The 15,924-nt window shown below is 54.9% G+C and carries 19 protein-coding genes; 16 read left to right on the forward strand and 3 right to left on the reverse strand.

The annotated features are described in order from the left end of the window. Positions 1–59 precede the first annotated feature (59 nt). Positions 60–1,130 carry an AAA family ATPase gene (locus TGAM_RS03570; protein ID WP_015858316.1) on the forward strand — a complete coding sequence of 357 codons (1,071 nt, stop codon included), beginning with the start codon at positions 60–62 and terminating at the stop codon, positions 1,128–1,130. Here TGAM_RS03570 and TGAM_RS03575 read toward each other — a convergent pair whose 3' ends face one another. Continuing rightward, complete coding sequence (locus tag TGAM_RS03575) at positions 1,131–3,053, reverse strand: arginine--tRNA ligase (RefSeq protein ID WP_015858317.1); 1,923 nt, start codon at positions 3,051–3,053, stop codon at positions 1,131–1,133. 69 nt (positions 3,054–3,122) lie between these two features. Between TGAM_RS03575 and TGAM_RS03580 the strand changes: the two genes are divergently transcribed. Further along, entirely contained in the window at positions 3,123–3,401 is a 279-nt protein-coding gene (locus TGAM_RS03580; protein ID WP_048811092.1) for a lipoate protein ligase C-terminal domain-containing protein, read from the forward strand. Between the two features lie 2 nt (positions 3,402–3,403). Next, positions 3,404–3,976 (forward strand): stage II sporulation protein M, encoded by a 573-nt coding sequence (locus TGAM_RS03585; RefSeq protein ID WP_148206259.1) that lies wholly within the window; start codon positions 3,404–3,406, stop codon positions 3,974–3,976. A 4-nt stretch (positions 3,977–3,980) separates the two neighbouring features. Here TGAM_RS03585 and TGAM_RS03590 read toward each other — a convergent pair whose 3' ends face one another. Together TGAM_RS03590 and TGAM_RS03595 are read right to left on the reverse strand one after the other, a co-directional pair. Beyond that, positions 3,981–4,649, reverse strand: a complete 669-nt coding sequence (locus TGAM_RS03590; protein ID WP_015858320.1) for a hypothetical protein — start codon at positions 4,647–4,649, stop codon at positions 3,981–3,983. A 45-nt stretch (positions 4,650–4,694) separates the two neighbouring features. Then, complete coding sequence (locus tag TGAM_RS03595) at positions 4,695–5,954, reverse strand: radical SAM protein (RefSeq protein ID WP_015858321.1); 1,260 nt, start codon at positions 5,952–5,954, stop codon at positions 4,695–4,697. Positions 5,955–6,098: 144 nt separating this feature from the next. Between TGAM_RS03595 and TGAM_RS03600 the strand changes: the two genes are divergently transcribed. The 13 genes from TGAM_RS03600 (at position 6,099) to TGAM_RS03660 (ending at position 15,923) form a co-directional block, all read left to right on the forward strand. Continuing rightward, the gene (locus tag TGAM_RS03600; RefSeq protein WP_015858322.1) at positions 6,099–6,599 is read left to right on the forward strand and encodes an ACT domain-containing protein; all 501 of its coding nucleotides are present in this window, start codon (positions 6,099–6,101) and stop codon (positions 6,597–6,599) included. A 198-nt stretch (positions 6,600–6,797) separates the two neighbouring features. Beyond that, a complete protein-coding gene (locus TGAM_RS03605; RefSeq protein WP_015858323.1) occupies positions 6,798–7,331 on the forward strand; it encodes a Na+/H+ antiporter subunit E in 534 nt (177 codons plus the stop codon). Then, complete coding sequence (locus TGAM_RS03610) at positions 7,328–7,582, forward strand: monovalent cation/H+ antiporter complex subunit F (RefSeq protein ID WP_015858324.1); 255 nt, start codon at positions 7,328–7,330, stop codon at positions 7,580–7,582. The genes TGAM_RS03605 and TGAM_RS03610 overlap by 4 nt, the downstream gene beginning before the upstream one ends. Then, a complete protein-coding gene (gene mnhG / locus TGAM_RS03615) occupies positions 7,579–7,974 on the forward strand; it encodes a monovalent cation/H(+) antiporter subunit G (protein ID WP_015858325.1) in 396 nt (131 codons plus the stop codon). Before TGAM_RS03610 ends, mnhG begins: the two co-directional genes overlap by 4 nt. Beyond that, positions 7,971–8,255, forward strand: a complete 285-nt coding sequence (locus TGAM_RS03620; protein ID WP_015858326.1) for a DUF4040 domain-containing protein — start codon at positions 7,971–7,973, stop codon at positions 8,253–8,255. The genes mnhG and TGAM_RS03620 overlap by 4 nt, the downstream gene beginning before the upstream one ends. Positions 8,256–8,257: 2 nt before the next feature. After that, a complete protein-coding gene (locus tag TGAM_RS03625) occupies positions 8,258–8,965 on the forward strand; it encodes a Na(+)/H(+) antiporter subunit B (protein ID WP_048811093.1) in 708 nt (235 codons plus the stop codon). Next, a complete protein-coding gene (locus TGAM_RS03630) occupies positions 8,962–9,318 on the forward strand; it encodes an NADH-quinone oxidoreductase subunit K (RefSeq protein ID WP_015858328.1) in 357 nt (118 codons plus the stop codon). The genes TGAM_RS03625 and TGAM_RS03630 overlap by 4 nt, the downstream gene beginning before the upstream one ends. Next, positions 9,315–10,802 carry a proton-conducting transporter transmembrane domain-containing protein gene (locus TGAM_RS03635; protein ID WP_015858329.1) on the forward strand — a complete coding sequence of 496 codons (1,488 nt, stop codon included), beginning with the start codon at positions 9,315–9,317 and terminating at the stop codon, positions 10,800–10,802. Before TGAM_RS03630 ends, TGAM_RS03635 begins: the two co-directional genes overlap by 4 nt. Beyond that, positions 10,799–12,652 (forward strand): proton-conducting transporter transmembrane domain-containing protein, encoded by a 1,854-nt coding sequence (locus tag TGAM_RS03640; RefSeq protein ID WP_015858330.1) that lies wholly within the window; start codon positions 10,799–10,801, stop codon positions 12,650–12,652. The genes TGAM_RS03635 and TGAM_RS03640 overlap by 4 nt, the downstream gene beginning before the upstream one ends. Next, positions 12,653–13,546, forward strand: coding sequence for a respiratory chain complex I subunit 1 family protein (locus tag TGAM_RS03645; RefSeq protein ID WP_015858331.1), 894 nt, complete (start codon positions 12,653–12,655; stop codon positions 13,544–13,546). It abuts the gene before it with no gap. A 10-nt stretch (positions 13,547–13,556) separates the two neighbouring features. Then, on the forward strand, positions 13,557–14,141 hold the full coding sequence (locus TGAM_RS03650; protein WP_015858332.1) for a NuoB/complex I 20 kDa subunit family protein: 585 nt from the start codon (positions 13,557–13,559) through the stop codon (positions 14,139–14,141). Further along, the gene (locus TGAM_RS03655; protein ID WP_094745783.1) at positions 14,132–14,728 is read left to right on the forward strand and encodes an NADH-quinone oxidoreductase subunit C; all 597 of its coding nucleotides are present in this window, start codon (positions 14,132–14,134) and stop codon (positions 14,726–14,728) included. The genes TGAM_RS03650 and TGAM_RS03655 overlap by 10 nt, the downstream gene beginning before the upstream one ends. Before the next feature lie 10 nt (positions 14,729–14,738). Continuing rightward, positions 14,739–15,923, forward strand: coding sequence for an NADH-quinone oxidoreductase subunit D (locus TGAM_RS03660; protein WP_015858334.1), 1,185 nt, complete (start codon positions 14,739–14,741; stop codon positions 15,921–15,923). Position 15,924: the final 1 nt, after the last annotated feature.

Genomic DNA, 15,924 nt, shown 5'->3' on the forward strand with positions numbered 1-15,924 from the left:
TGCATCGTTTCGGAACCTTTAAGTACCGGTACCGATACTTAGTATCGGGGGCGATACCTATGCTGTTTGACCCGAGGCCGAAGAGCAAGAGGGAGGAAATCTTCGACAGGGAGAAGGAGTTGAACTCCTTACTTGGGGGAATCGAGGAGTATCCAATAACCGTTCTCATAGGAATCAGGAGAGTAGGAAAGAGCTCTCTCTTAAGGGTAGCCCTGAATGAGTTCAACGGTCTTGGCCTTTACCTCGATGCAAGGAGGCTCTACGCCGCGGGAGGTGGGGCAATAAGTCCCGCCGTCCTTGTGGACGAGATCAGAAAGATACTCCTCGGAAAGGGCAGGTTTGGCTTTCTGAGCGGGATAAAGCTGGAGAGCGTTAATCTGGCGGGAGTAAAAATCGCACCAAAGGAAATGACCATAATAGACGTCTTTGAACTCCTGAACGGCCTTGGGGAGAGGTTTGGGAGGGTCGTCTTGGCTTTCGACGAGGCCCAGTACCTTCGCTTCTACGGGCCGAGAGGCGGAAAAGACCTCTTAGCTGGAATAGCCTACGCCTATGACTCCCTCCCGGACCTCGGCTTCGTGTTCACGGGTTCAGAGGTCGGCCTCCTCCACGATTTCATCGGTATCGACGACTACTCAAGTCCACTCTTCGGCAGGGTCTACGAGGAAGTTGAAGTTAGGCCGTTCCAGAGAGGGGTCTCGGAGGCTTTCCTGCGGGCGGGGTTTGAGGAGGTAGGCTTGAAAGTTCCGGACGAGGAAATAAAGAGAGCTGTCGATGGGCTCGACGGCATTCCTGGCTGGCTCGTGGAGTTTGGGTTTAACTACTGGAAGAGCGGAAGTTTTGAGAGAGCTATGGAGAGAACCGTCGAGAGGGCCAGGGTGATGATACGGGAGGAGCTTCTTGAGCTTGAAAAGCGCTCTCCAAGGTACGCCCTAATCCTCAGGGCGATAGCGATAGGGCTCACGCGCTGGAGGGACATCAAGGACTACGTGGAGGCTAAAGGCGGGCCCATAACGAACGCGAGACTGTCCGCGCTCCTGAAGAACCTTGAGAAGATGGGCTGGGTGAGGAAAGAAAGCGGGGAGTACCGGATAATAGACCCTCTCGTGGAGAAAATATTGAAAAGCTAATCACATCTTCTCCGGCGCCTCTATGCCGAGCAGCTCCAGCCCGTTCCTGAGAACCTGCTTCACAGCTAAAACGAGGAGTAACCTCTCTTCCCTGATTCCGTCCTCTGCCTTGAGCACCGGATGATCCATGTAGAACTTGTTGAAGAGCGAAGCGAGCTCGTTGAGGTACGCTGGAACCAGGTGGGGCTTGATGTCCCTGCCCGCGCTCTCTATTACCTCAGGGAACTTGGCAAGAAGCTTGATGAGCTCCTTTTCGCGTAGGGTGAGCTTCGAGAAGTCGGCCTTCTCAAGAAGCTTTTCCCATTCGGTCTCGACTCCGCTTTCCCTCGCCTTCCGCAGGATTGAGGCACAGCGCGCGTGTGCGTACTGGATGTAGGGTGCGCTCTCCCCTTCAAAGTTGAGAACGTCGTCCCAGCGGAAGGTTATTATCTTGTCGGGGCTGTACTTGACGAGGTTGAAGCGAACCGCGCCAACTCCAACGGCTTCGGCTATCTCGTCCTTCTCCTCCTCGCTCAGGTTCGGGTTCTTCTGCTCGACCAGCTCCCTCGCCCTCTGGACGGCTTCGTTGAGAACTTCATCAACGGTGAAGCCGACCCAGGTTCCCTTCCTGCCCGAGAACTTGCCTTCAGGCCTCACAACGTGCTCGTAAGCCAGGTGGTGGAAGTTCTCAGCCGAGTCCTCAAAGCCGAGGAGCTGGAGTGCGTACTTTATCGCCATCTGTGGGTGTCTCTGCTCCGCTCCGATGACGTTTATCACTATGTCCCCTCTGCCGAACCTGCCGGGCATCTCCTCGCCATCAGGGGCAGTCGTCCAGGTCTCGTGGTTCTCCCTCTTATCCCAGAGCTTGTAGAGCATGTCGGCCTTCACCTTGCCGAACTTCCAGAGGTGATACGCTATGTCCTTGCCCGTGTAAGTTGCTGTTCCGTCGCTCCTTTTGAGAACCAAAAACGGGTTCTTCATGTCCGGGAAGAGCTTCCTCAAATCCATCACAAAAGCGCCCTTGTACTTGCCCTCCCTCCCCCAGAAGAAGTTCTCGTTGGCCTCGATGAGCCTGTAGGCCTCCTCGAAGATTCCGCTCCTCATTATGTCGCTCTCCCAGCTGAGCAGGTCGTAGGCTATGCCCATGCGGTATGTAGTTAGCATCTGGGCCTTGACAACGCGCTCCGCCAGCTTCCTGCCGATTTCGGCTATCTCGTTGTTTCCCTCTTCGAGCTTTTTCATGAGCTCGCGAACCTCTTTATCGACCTCGGGGTTCTCCTCGATGCGCTTGTTAACCTCGACGTAGAGCAGGCCCATTACGTGGTCTATGAAGTCCTCCTTCAGGCCCTTCTCCCTCAGCTCTGCCTCAATCCTCTCGAACTCCTCTTTCATGTTGAGGTAGCCCCAGAGAACCTGGGCGAACTGCACTCCAAGGTCGTCTATGTAGTTCTGAACTTCAACCTTGTAGCCGAGCCTGCGCATAATCCTCGCCATCGTGTCGCCCAAAACCGCGTTCCTCGCGTGCCCCATGTGGAGTGGCTTCGTGGGATTGACCGAGGTGTGCTCGACGATGACCTTCCTGCCCTTTCCAAGCTCGCTCTCGCCGTAGGCTTCGCCTTTGCCAAGGATTTCCCTGACCAGCTCGCGTCCGAAGTAGGAGTAGTCAACGTAGAAGTTGATGTAGCCGTTGACCGCCTTAACCTCGACTATGCCCTCGGGCTTCTCAATCCGCTCGACGAGCTCTTCCGCTATGAGCTTCGGGGCCTTCCTGAAGACCCTCGCGAGTTGAAACGCCACAGCCGTGCCAAAGTCGCCGAGCTCGAGGCTCGGTGTGTCGTCGAAGGTTATCTCTCCTTCCCACTTCTTTCCTGCCTCGGTGAGCATCTCGTCGAGTGCCTTCTTCAGAGAAAGCCTCGCCCTCTCCCGTATCTCTTTATAGACCATCTTCACCACCGCTCCCACTTTAACCCAACCTTTAAAAAGTTCTCCCGCGAGCTTACAACGGGGATGGGTATGAAGCATCACGTCGGTGAGCACAAAGCGAAAAAGGGCCTCATAAGGATTGAGTTCGACGAGAGGGACGGCATAGCCGAGCACGTTAAGATTACGGGAGATTTCTTCATGCACCCTGAGGAGGCAGTCCACGACCTCGAGAAGAAGCTGGAAGGACATAAAATCGAGGAGCTTGAAAGCCTGATTGACGAGTTCTTCGCGATGCGCCTCGATGTCGAGATGCCGTACGTGAACGTCGAGGACTTCAAGATTGCCCTCAAGAAGGCCCTGGAGGGGTGAGGGTGAGGCTTTCGCTGGGGATGAGGGCCAAAGAGCTGGCGATAGGCCAGCTCCTCCGGTTGGCGGTTGGGTTCGTGGTGAGCGCCTTTCTGGGCGTTCTGGTTGCTGTCGTTTTTCCCAAAACCGCCGCAAACCTCTTCGTTGAGATTGGGAAGTCGATAGCCGGTAAAGTTGGGGATCGAGAGGGCTTTGGCGCGTTTCTGTCGATATACACCAACAACCTCACCGTTGCCACTTCTGCCTACGCCCTCGGGATATTCTTCGGCATTGTGCCCTGGATCATCGTTCTGGTGAACGGCTTCATTCTGGGCCTCGTTTTGGCCGTTGTAGTGTCTACGGGGCTTATTAGCCCAGTAACCGCGATGCTCGCCGTGCTCCCTCATGGGATATTTGAGATTCCCGCTATACTCCTGGCGGCAGCGGCTGGAATACTGGTTTACAGGGGGACGCTTAAGAAGGAGGGTATGGAGGTTGTTTACGCCTCCCTCAAACTCTATGCCCTCTCCGCCGTCCTGCTCCTCGTGGCGGCTTTCATTGAGGCCTTCATAACCCCAAAGGTGGCGGGCATTGGATGAGCACCTATGAGTTCTCTAGGAACCGATCAAGATGAGCTGCTATCTCCCTGGCGACCATTTTGTAAGGATCTCCCTCTCTAAGCCTCCCTACCCTGGCCTTCAGGTTCCACCAGTAGGCGACCCAGACTGTCTGGTTCATGATGTGCTCCTCGTTTAGCCTCCTGACGCTTGAAAACTTCAACTCAAGGGCGGGCTTTTTGATTGTTCCTTTGGTCTCTTTTGAGGTATTCCGGCTCATCATGATATCGACGAAAGTTTTGGCGTCGCCGGCGTAGGAGTAATAGAGGATTCCCGAAACACCGCACTCACGGGAGAGGAGACCGTCCCTGGAAAAGGCGTGGGGCAGATAAACTACCACGACTCTGCCTTTCATGTCGTGGTCATCTATTGAGCCGCTGACGTAAACCGGCTTTAAGTTATGGGCGCGGGTCACGTTGGTGAGGGCCTCTCTAAGGGCCTTCTTAAGCCGGACGTTTGGGGCGACGATTTCAATGTAGACCGTTTGCGGATCCTCCGGAGCGCTCCTCCAGCCGGAGCTGTTGGGAATGAGAGAACCACCATATTGGGATTCACCAGAGAGTTCAGATAGTACGGTTGATTCACTGGCGGTTGTCACGACAAGGACGGATAGGAGCACAAGGATTGAGATGCCGAGGGCCAACCAGCGCTTCATACGCCCTCACAGGGAATAGTCGAAAAAATTACTTTAAAAAGTTTTTTAGACTTCCCTCCCGATGTAAATCCCGTGTCTCGTCCGCACTATTCTCACCCTTATCCTGTCTCCAACTTCCGCCCTCGTTCCAACGACCTCTATGAGCCTGTTCCTGGCCTTTGCAAGCATCTCTCCTTCAATCCTGCCCGGGAGGACGACCTCGGCCTTAACTATTTCTCCGGGCCGAAAGGCCAGCGGTATGAACTCCCTCTTCTCCATGCCAAAGTGGCTCGGCTTCAGGACGAGGGGCTTCATCCCTGTCTTTTCCTCAAGCCTCCTCAGCCAGGCGTAGAACTCCTTGAAGGGAACGGGCTTCGCTATGACTGGATTCCTCCCGAACTTGTAGGGAACGTAGTTCTGGAAACCGAGGGCCGGCCAGCGCTTTCCAGCGCCGATTTTCCTTGCGAACTCTATGAAGGCCTCCGCCTCGTCGTCGTTGATCCCGAAGATTATGACAGGAGCAATGAGGACGTCTATTCCCGCGTTTACCAGAGCTTCCGCCATCTCCAGAACGTGATCGAGGTCGTAGCTCTTCATTCCCATGAGCATTTTAGCTTTTTCCGGGTCGAGGGAGTGAATGGAGAGGTTTACCCTGTCGAGGCCCGCCTCCGCAAGTTCTTCGACGAGTTTATCCGTAAGAAGCGTCCCGTTGCTCTGCATGGAGATCACGGAGACGTTTGGATGCTCTCTCAAGGCCTGAACGAGCTCGACGCGGAATGGATAGATGAGCGGTTCTCCCTGACCGTCTAGATGGGCTTCTAAACCTTTTCCCTTTATCCTCGCGACCTCGTCGAACCACTTCATCAAGTAGTCTATATCAACCACGTAGTCGAGCTTTCTGGTTCGCGAATACGGGCCCTCATCAACAGAGCAGAAGATGCAGCTCAGGTTACAGCCGCTCACGCCCCTTATCTGGATGAGGTTCGTTCCCCGGTCTATTAGGCCAAAGGCGTTGTAGCCGAGGAGAGGAACGTCAAGAGCTTCGTGAATGTAAAGAACTTTTCTTTTGGTGTACCGATTTCTAAGCAGGGCACCGAGGTTGTTCTGAATGTATAGTGCTATAAACCCTTCAACTTTTTTGTAGTCAGTGTCTATAATTAGTGTACCGTTTCGGGCTGTGATTTGGGGCGAGACGCGGTACTTTCTTCTGATGACCCTCTCAAGCTCTCGCTTTGGAAAGTCTGCGTAGAGGGTTTCGCGCCAGATCAGCCTGATGGCATCCCCAAGATCCTCAAAGCGTGAGTTTGGCAGGCGGAGCTCTATCATGCCCCCAGTTCCGGGGTCGGGACTTAAAAAGCAAACGATGGATGAAAAATCCATCACTGTCATATCTGGATGCATGTGAACATGGAAACATTTTAATATCAGTGATGCAAAACGGTTAGTGATGAACTACTATGGGTGATGAGGATGTGGGGAAAGATCGAGCACTACTTTGACGAGTACCCCGTGAGGAAGCTTATAGCAAAGACGCTCCTTAAGTACGGTCTCAGGGTTTCGGACGACCTCAAGATAAAGGCCGGCGACATTGAGGTGCCTTACACGAAGATAGCCAAGGCCCTCGACGTTGACAGGAGGGTCGTCAAGGAGACCGTCAGCATGATACTCAAGATTCCCGACCTGAGGGAGATATACACGAACCTCGAGCCGACCGTCCATATGAAGCACGTCGGCAGGCACGTTGGTTACGGTGTCATCGAGATCGAGCCCGAGCCGAGGGCGGTTGGAATACTCGCCAAGATAGCCCAGAAGATAGCGGACAGGGGGATAAACATCGTCCAGGTCGTTGCGGAGGATCCCGAGCTATATCCCGAGGCAACTCTCACGATAATCACGGAGAAGCCGATTCCGGGCGATCTCATCAACGAGCTCTCCAAGCTGGAGGGTGTTAAGAGGATCTCGATATACTGAGTTCCCGTTCTTTTCTTCCATTCCCTAGTTTAACTTTGGAGCCTGAAGAACCCTCCGATGCATTAAAGGACAAATTTGCTTCCTTCGATTAAACTAAAAGTTTCAAACTTTTGGTCTAATCAAGCAAGGTTTATAAGCAATTGTTTTCAACCCTCGGTAGCTCACGGTTAAACTTCCACATCTCTGGAGGGTTGATAAATGGAAGAAGCGGGCAAAATAAGCAGGTACCTGTACACAGTGATCGTCCTGTTCTTGATATGGCTGTTCTTAACGGCAAGCACGGACCCACAGGAACTCGTTATGGGGGTAATATTTTCCCTGCTGATAGCGGCTTTCGCGTATCCAATATTCACCACCAGAGGCCTGGCAAACCTTCATCCCAAGAGGGTCGCCTACGCGATAGCGTACATACCGTACTTTCTGTGGGCCATGATCATGGCCAACCTCGACGTGGCCTATAGGGTTCTTCATCCGAAGAGACCGATAAGGCCGGGCATAGTCCACTGCAAAACAGTACTGAAGACCAACCCAGGCAAGCTGGCACTGGCCAACTCGATAACCCTCACCCCCGGAACCATAACCCTCGACGTTGACGACGATAACTACTTCATTCACTGGATCTGGGTTCCCGATGAGGTTCTCCGCGCGGAAAGCGATGAAGAGCACGTTGAGAGGGCCTCCTCCAACATAACGGCCCCCTTTGAAAAGTTCCTGAAGGTGATCTTCGGATGATAGGGATAAACATCTACCTCATCCTGATAGCCATAGCGACACTTCTCAGCATGTACAGGGTCTTCAGAGGTCCGACGACCGTCGACAGGCTCGTTGCCGTTGATATTATGACGACAATCACCACGGGCCTGATGGTGCTCTTTGCACTCTACTACAAGCGCATGATCTTCCTGGACGTTGCCTTGGTTTACGCGGTTCTGGCCTTTGGAGGCGTTATAGCCTTCGCGCGCTACATGGAGGGAGGCCTATGAACGTGCTAGCTGCAATCGGTGAGATCCTCGTTTTCATAGGGACGTTCTTTTACTTCCTCTCGGCCCTCGGCCTCATCAGGATGCCGGACGTTTACAACAGGATGCAGACCTCAACCAAGAGTGCAACCCTTGGGAGCCTCGGTGTTATGATAGGAGTTGGTCTCTGGGCCCTTGGAAGCGACTTTGGGAGCGTTGCTTGGCTCACCAAGACGGTGGTCATAGCGACGTTCCTTCTCCTCACCAACCCGATAAGCGCCCACGCCTTGATCAGGGCGGCATACAAGAGAGGGATTCCCCTCTGGCACGGCAGCGTCGTTGATAAGTACCACGAATACATTGAGTCCAAGGCTGAAAAGGCCGAAAGCGTTGAGGGGGAAGGTGATGCCGAATGAACTGTATTGCCTGCGTTGAGTATATAATCGTGGCCCTCATGATACTCTCCGCTGTGCTCGCGGTCGAGTGGCGCGACCTGCTCGCCGCTACTGTTGGAATGGCGGCTGTTAGCCTCTTCGCCTCGATACTGTTCTTCATGCTCCAGGCTCCCGACGTTGCAATGACCGAAGCTGCCATAGGCGCAGCGCTCAGCGGTGCCGTGTTCATCTTCGCCATTAAGAGAACCCAGCGCTTTGAGACGGAGGAAGAGGAGAAACCCGGCTGGTGGGTGAGGTGGTGAACATGCTCAAGCGTGCCCTCGCGATAATCACTCTGCTAATAATCGGCTACTGGCTGGCCCAGGGGCTGGCCGGTGTGCCCTTTGGGCAGGACAAGATGATCGTTGGCAGGTACTACCTTGAGAACGTTAAAGAGCAGACCGGTGCCGTTAATGCGGTAACGGCCATCGTGGTTAACTACCGTGGTTTCGATACACTCGGTGAGGTTACCGTGCTCTTCATAGCCTCAACAGGCGTTGGGGCACTTCTCTGGAGGAAGAAGAAAAAGAGAACAGCCAGAGCTGAGGGTTCTGTTGTCCTGAAGACGGGGACAGAGCTGCTCTTTCCGTTCGTGGTTCTCTTCGGCGCCTACATATTCATTCACGGACACCTCACACCGGGTGGAGGATTTCCGGGAGGAGCGACCATAGCAACTGCCTTCCTGCTGCTCTACATGGCCTTCATCAACTACGAGATTCCGCACAGGGCCTTCGAGAAGACCGAAGGTTTGGCTGGAATGGGCTACGTCCTCGTCGGCCTCATAGGCCTCGCCATAGGCGGCTACTTCCTCTTCGACTGGATCTGGCAGACCTGGAACTGGGGACACGACAACATCGGCAGGCTCTTCAGCGGCGGGTTCATCCCGATAATCTACACGCTGATAGGCATTAAGGTAGGTACAGAGCTGAGCGGTATCATCGACAACATGCTCAAGGAGGGGGTGAGCGAATGAACGTTCCAGACATCAGCGTCTACTACTTCGGAGCGATAAGCCTCGTGCTCATCGGCCTTTACGCCGTCCTCGTCAAGAAGAACGTCCTTAAGATTCTCGTTGGACTCAGCATCATGGAAACCGGTGTCAACCTGCTTCTCATCAGCATAGGCTACATTTCCGGAAGGAGCGCGCCGATTCTGAGCGAGGGGGTAACGGCTTCAAGGGCCGTTGATCCAATTCCACAGGCACTCGTTCTTACCGCGATAGTCATAGGCGTTGCCACCACGGCTATGGCCTTGAGCGTTGCCATAATCCTTTACGAGAAGTATGGAACGCTCAACGTTGAGGAAATAAGGAGGTTGAGAGGATGAACGCGCAGTACGCTTCGCTCCTCATCGCAGTTCCGCTCATAAGCGCTTTCTTCGTCCCCCTGATCAAGGGATTCGGTAAGAGGACGGTGAAGTACTACCTTATGCTGGTAACCCTAGTTCAGACCGCGATCGCTGGAGCAGTCTTCGTTAACGTCTACCGCACGGGGGAACCAATGATAGTCATGGCCGGCGGATGGAAACCCCCGGTTGGAATAAACCTCTACGTTGGCCCATTCGCTGCACTCTTCGTCCTCATAGTTGCAATAATGAGCTTTTTCATGGCAGTTTTCAGCCTCAAAGCGGTTGAAACCGAACCTATAGACAAGTACGCCATGCTCTTCCTTCTGCTCATGCTTGGCTCGACCGGAATGATAGCGACCGGTGATATCTTCAACCTCTTCGTCTTCATGGAGATAACCTCCATAACCGCATACGCACTAACTGCCTACAACAAGACGGGTGAGGCGGCGGAGGCGTCACTCAAGTACATGGTCCTCGGCGGAATCGGGTCGAGCTTCTTCCTCATCGGTGTTGCCCTGATCTACGGCGCAACCGGGACGCTCAACATGGCACACATAGCCCAGCTAGCGGGCGGCATCAACCCCACCGTCGCCCAAATAGGCCTGGCCCTTCTGATCTTCGGCCTGGCCGTTGAGGCCGAGCTCTTCCCGCTCAACGCGTGGGCGCCGGATGCATACCAGGCCGCACCCCACCCGATAACCGCTATGTTCTCCGCGTTCGTCGTTAAAGCGGGCCTTTACGCCGCCGCGAGGCTGCTCTACATAATGCAGAACGCCAGCGGCTGGGGCTCAGTACTCAAAATGGTTGTCATAATGGCCGCACTCACTGTCTTCGTCGCCGAGTTCTCAGCTTTGAGGCAGAGGGACGTCAAAAGGATGATCGCTTACTCCTCGATAAGTCAGGTTGGGATGATAGCCTTTGCGCTCGCTCTGGGCACCCAGGCGGGCGTTGAGGCGGGCGTCTTCCATATGATCAACCACGCCATAGTGAAGGCCCTCCTCTTCCTGGCGGTTGGCTACGTTGGGATAACCCTTGGGGGGACTGGAATCGAGAAGTTTTCCGGTCTCGGCAGGAGAATGCCCCTGACGGCCTTTGTCATAACCGTCGGTTCGCTGGCGGCAGTTGGAATACCGCTCTTCAACATATTCTGGAGCAAGATCAGGATCCTCATAGCGGGCGTTGAGGCAGGCTACACCTGGGGAGTTGCTTTAATCCTCGGTGCGAGCGTCGTCGAGGCCGTCTATTACATCAGACTGATACACACGATGTGGTTCGGAGAGGGTGAGGGAAGGATCAGGGAGAACCTAGCGATAGGCACGATTGCACTGTTCCTCGTGCTGTTGATACTCTTCATCGGCCTCTACCCCAATTACTTCTGGACGGTCTCCCAGAAGGCCGGTCAGGACATCTTCAACGTGGTTGACTACGTCAAGAACGTCCCGTTGATGGGGGTGGGATCATGACGTTCGTCGATTATGCTATACCCTTGCTCCTCTTCATACCCGCAGTCAGTGGTGTCCTCGCATGGCTTTTCGACAGGGATATTGTCAGGGAGATCTTTGGACTCATCGGTGGTCTTTCGCCACTCGTGATCATAGCCATCACTTACGGAAAGCTCGGAGACGGAATAAAGTGGACCGTTGACACCGGCGTTTTCAAGCTGTTCTTCCAGCTTGAGCACATGTCGTGGTACCTCGCCGCGGTTGCGGCCGTAGTTGCAGCTGCGATGGCCTTCGGCATGGTCTCGACCTCGAGGAGCGGCTACGAGTGGATGTTTGCCCTCTTCAGTGTTTCCGGCCTGCTGGGAGTCTTCCTCAGTGGGGACTTCGCGGGCTTCTTCCTGTTCTGGGAGCTCATGACCTTCGCGAGCTTCATGATGGTGCTCCGCTACAACAAGCGGGCCTCGCTTAAGTACTTCGTGCTCAGTATCATCGGCGCCTACGCGATGCTCCTGGCCATAGCGATCCTCTACGCCAAAACCGGAACGCTGGAGTTCCAGTCCCTGCGCAGGATGGTAGTTTACGCTGCCTACGGCATGGTACCCCTCACAAAGACCGATATGGTACTAGTTTACGCGCTCTTCCTGGTTGCCTTTGGCGTTAAGGCCGGAACCTGGCCGCTGCACGTCTGGGCACCCGACGCTTACTCTGAGACCAACCAGAGTTACACCACCTTCTTCAGCGGTGCATTGAGCAAGGCAGGTGCCTACGGTTTCGTCCTGATGTTTATACTCCTCGGTGTCAAGCTCTACACCGATCTTGGAACGTTCCGCGGACATCCATTGTTCACGTACATCCTTGCCTGGCTTGGAGCCATAACAGTCGTCGTCGCGGGATTTTTGGCGGTCCTTCAGGAAGACCTCAGAAAACTCCTGGCTTACTCCTCCGTCAGCCAGGTAGGTTACATCGTTCTTGCCCTCGGGGTTGGAAGCGGAATCGGCTTCACTGGAGCGTTCTTCCACATCCTCAGCCACGCGGTCTTCAAGGGTCTGTTCTGGCTGATCACCGCTGCCCTGATACTCAGAACAGGAAAGACCCGCTTTGAGGACTTCGGCGGTTTAGCCGAGAAAATGCCGGTAACCTTTGCGATGGCCCTCATAGCGGTTCTCAGCCTCGCCGGAATCCCGCCGATGGCCGGCTTCGCCAGCAAGTGGCTGATCTACGAGGCCGCCATAAGCGCTCACATGCCCCTCGTCGCGGGAGCAATATTCCTCGGAAGCGCCATAGCATTTGCCTACGTCGTCAGGTTCCTCTACGCCATATGGTTCGGTCAGAGGCCGAGCGACCTTGACGATGTTGAGGAGGCACCGCTCCCGCTCCTCGTCGGCATGACGATACTCGCGATACCGAACGTCGTCTTCGGTATAGCCCCGGGGCTCGTGGTAAGGTTCCTTAACAAGTTCATAAACACTGGCGTCGCTGTGAACAGCTACTACTCCATAAGCACGGGCGTTGGAACCTACAACGCGCTCAGCGTTGCTTTGATCCTTGTCGTTGGCCTTGCCATAGCGGGTCTGATCTACATTTACGGTGCGAGGGCGAGGAGGATACCCCTCACGAACACCTACCAATCGGGTAACCCCGTCACCGAGGACTACAACCTCAGCATGAGGAGGAACTTCTACCGGCCTCTCGCCGAAGCCCTTGAGTTCTGGCTCAAGTACAGCTTCGACAGGTTCTACGCCAGAGTGGCCAAGATAGCCGAGGACTTCGCCGACTGGCTGAGGGAGGGCTTCTACAACGGAAACGTCCAGGCGTATTCATGGTACCTGGCAATAGTGCTCTTGATCCTAGCACTCTGGGGGGTGTTGTGAATGTTTGACTGGAAGCTCATCCTTGAGGCAATCGGAATGCTGATCTACGCCACCTTCATGGGCTTCATCTTCATGGGTATCGAGAGGAAGGCAATGGCAAGGATACAGAGGCGCGTGGGGCCCCCGATATACCAGCCAATAATCGATACGCTGAAGTTGCTCGGCAAGAAGGAAAGCGTCAGTCACGGCCTCATTTACGACTTCGGCCCGGTCTTTGCCCTCGGGGCGAGCATAACGGCGCTCCTCTTCCTTCCAATAGCCAATTTCCAGCTCTTCAGCTCGAACGCAGACCTCATCGTGGTTGCCTACCTCCTGGAAATCCCGATGCTCGGAATAATGCTCGGTGCCATGAGCTCGGGCAACCCCTACTCAGCGGTCGGTGTCCAGCGTGGTCTGCTCACGATGGTGGCCATGCAGTTGCCCTACGGTCTCGCGCTTATAGCCCTCATCCAGCACTGGGGAACCTTCAAGCTCAGTGAAATCGTTGCCCTTCAGGAACTGCACGGTTGGAGCATAACGGTTCCTGCCCTCCTGATAGCGATGATAATCTTCGACATAGTCTTCCAGGCGATGCTCGGTCTTGAGCCCTTCGACATCGTAACTGCCCCGGCGGAAATCTCGATGGGTCCAATGGTCGAGTACGGAGGCAAACACGCGGCGTTGCTCTTCACCCAGCACGCGGTTCAGCTCTTTGCCGAGACGGCGTTCTTCGCGATACTGTTCCTCGGCGGCGCAAGCAACCTCCTCGAACTGCTGGTCAAGCAGATAGCGGTGCTCTTCATAGCGATATTCATAGCGAGCATCTACCCGCGCTTCACCATCGACCAGGCCGCGAAGTTCTTCTGGAAGTGGCCGACGATACTTGGGATAATAGCCGTGCTGCTGACGATGTGAGGTGATGTGGATGAGTGAGAAAGACGGCTTCATAAGCTATGAACTCCAAGAGTTCAAGCTCTTCGAGCCCCTCTTCAGGTGGGCGAGAAAGAAGAGCCTCTGGATAGTGGCGTTCTGTACCGGTTGCGGCGGTATAGAGATGCCCCCACTTGCAACCGCCCGCTACGACTTCGAGCGCTTTGGAATAATGCCCAATCCTGCCCCGAGGATGGCGGACTTGTTCCTCATCACCGGCTACGTCACGCCAAAAACGCTGAAGAGGATAATCATAACCTACGAGATGATGCAGGATCCAAAGTACGTCCTCGCTCACGGCTCCTGTCCCATCAACGGCGGTGTCTACTGGGACTCCTACAACGTGGTTAAGCAGCTTGATAAGTACATCCCGATAGACGTGGCCATAGCAGGCTGCATGCCCAGGCCGGAGGCGGTAATGGACGGAATCATGGAGATAATGCGGAAGATAGAGAACGGAGAAGCCGATGGCTGGAAGCGTTACAGGGAGAACTACGAGTGGTACAGGAAGAACCAGGACGAGCTGTTTGGAGAGGGCTGGCGTGAGAAGGACGCGAAGAGGTGGTTGGCATGGCTGTGAACGATAGCAAGGTTGAGAACAAGGCTGAGGGGAAGGTGAAAGCTCAGGAGGTTCCTGAGGAGAAGCCCGAGCTCCCGAACACCAAGGAGGGCAACCTCGTTAGAGAGCTCCTCGAGAAGGCCCCCTACGCTGAAGGCAAAGTTAGGCGCGAGAGAAGGATAGAGTTCAAGGTTCCTGCCGAGAGGATACACGAGTTCCTCGAGCTGGCGAGCGAGAAGTTTGAGATGCTCATGCAGATAAGCGTTGTCGATTGGCTCAAGCAGGGTGAGTTCGAGCTCGTTTACCAGCTCTGGAGCGTCAGTGAGAGCGTTCACGCCTTCGTGAAAACAAGGGTTCCGAGGGACAGCGCAGAGGTGCCGACGGTAATGGACATATGGCCCGTTGCAGAGACCTACGAGAGGGAAGCCCACGAGTTCTTTGGAATAATCTTCAAGGGCAACCCGAGGCTTGGGCCGTTCATCCTCGAGCCGAGGGAGTACGAGAAGCACCCGCTCAGGAAGGACTTTAACACCCTTAGCTACGTCAAGACAATCTACGGCGAGGACTTCGACAGGTATGACGAGAGTAAGACCAACTACGTGATATGAGGTGATGCTCATGGCGAATTTGGAGGTTCCAAAGGAGCTTAGGGAGGAGGCGAGAAAGCACGATATGTACCTCACACCAATAGCCAAAGACACCTACGAGCTGTTCTTCGGCCCACAGCACATGGCTACCGAGAACTTCAGCATAATACTCAAGATGGACGGCAACAGGGTTGAGAGGGCCATAGTCAACCCGGGTTTCCTGCACAGGGGTTTCGAGAAGCTCGCCGAGGGGAGGCCTTACTTCACAAACATAGCGTTACTCCTCCGCATCTGCGTTCCCGAGAGCGACGTTCCCGAGAACATCTACTCGATGGCCGTTGATGAAATAGTCGGCTGGGAGGTTCCTGAGAGGGCGATATGGATTAGAACGACAGTGCTTGAGATGGCAAGGCTTTCAGCGTGGATGTTCTGGATAATGGGCTTTGGAAACGAGATAGGCCTTTACACTGCAGGCCAGTGGGCCGCGGCCTACCGTGAGAGGCTCATGCGCCTCTTTGAGGAGCTAACCGGCGGGAGGGTCTACCACATCTACACCGTCCCCGGGGGAGTTAGAAGGGACATACCCGGTGACAGGTGGCTGAGACAGTTGAGGGACACCGTCGAGTACATCAAGTCCAAGCTCAAGGACTTCGACGAGATACTCTTTGACAACTACATAACCTTCGAGAGGACCGAGGGAGTCGGCGTTATGGACAAGAAGTTCGCGCTGAAGCATGCCGTGACAGGACCGAACCTTAGAGCTGTTGGAGTCCCCTACGACGTCAGGAAAGACGACCCCTATTACCTCTACCCCGAGCTCGACTTCGAGGTTCCAGTCCTGAAAGAGGGCGACAGCCTCGCGCGCGTCCTCGTGAGGAGGTACGAGATTGAGCAGGATCTCTACATACTCGAACAGCTCCTCGACATGGGGCCGCCGAGCGGGCCCTACATGGTGCAGGACCCCAAGCTCAAGAACCTGCCGCGCTTTAAAGTTCCCGCCGGAGACGCCTACGCCCACGTCGAGAGCACCAAGGGTGACTTCGGGGCCTACGTCGTCAGCGACGGAACCCACAAGCCGTATCGCGTTCACGTCCGCGGACCGAGCCAGAGTCACGGCGTCACGGTGCTTGAGGAGCTCCTTAAGGGAGCCCGCCTGGCAGATGTGCCCGTCATATTGAAGACCCTCGACAACTGTCCGCCCGACATAGACAGGTGAT

This window comes from Thermococcus gammatolerans EJ3 (assembly GCF_000022365.1).
GTDB lineage: Archaea > Methanobacteriota_B > Thermococci > Thermococcales > Thermococcaceae > Thermococcus > Thermococcus gammatolerans.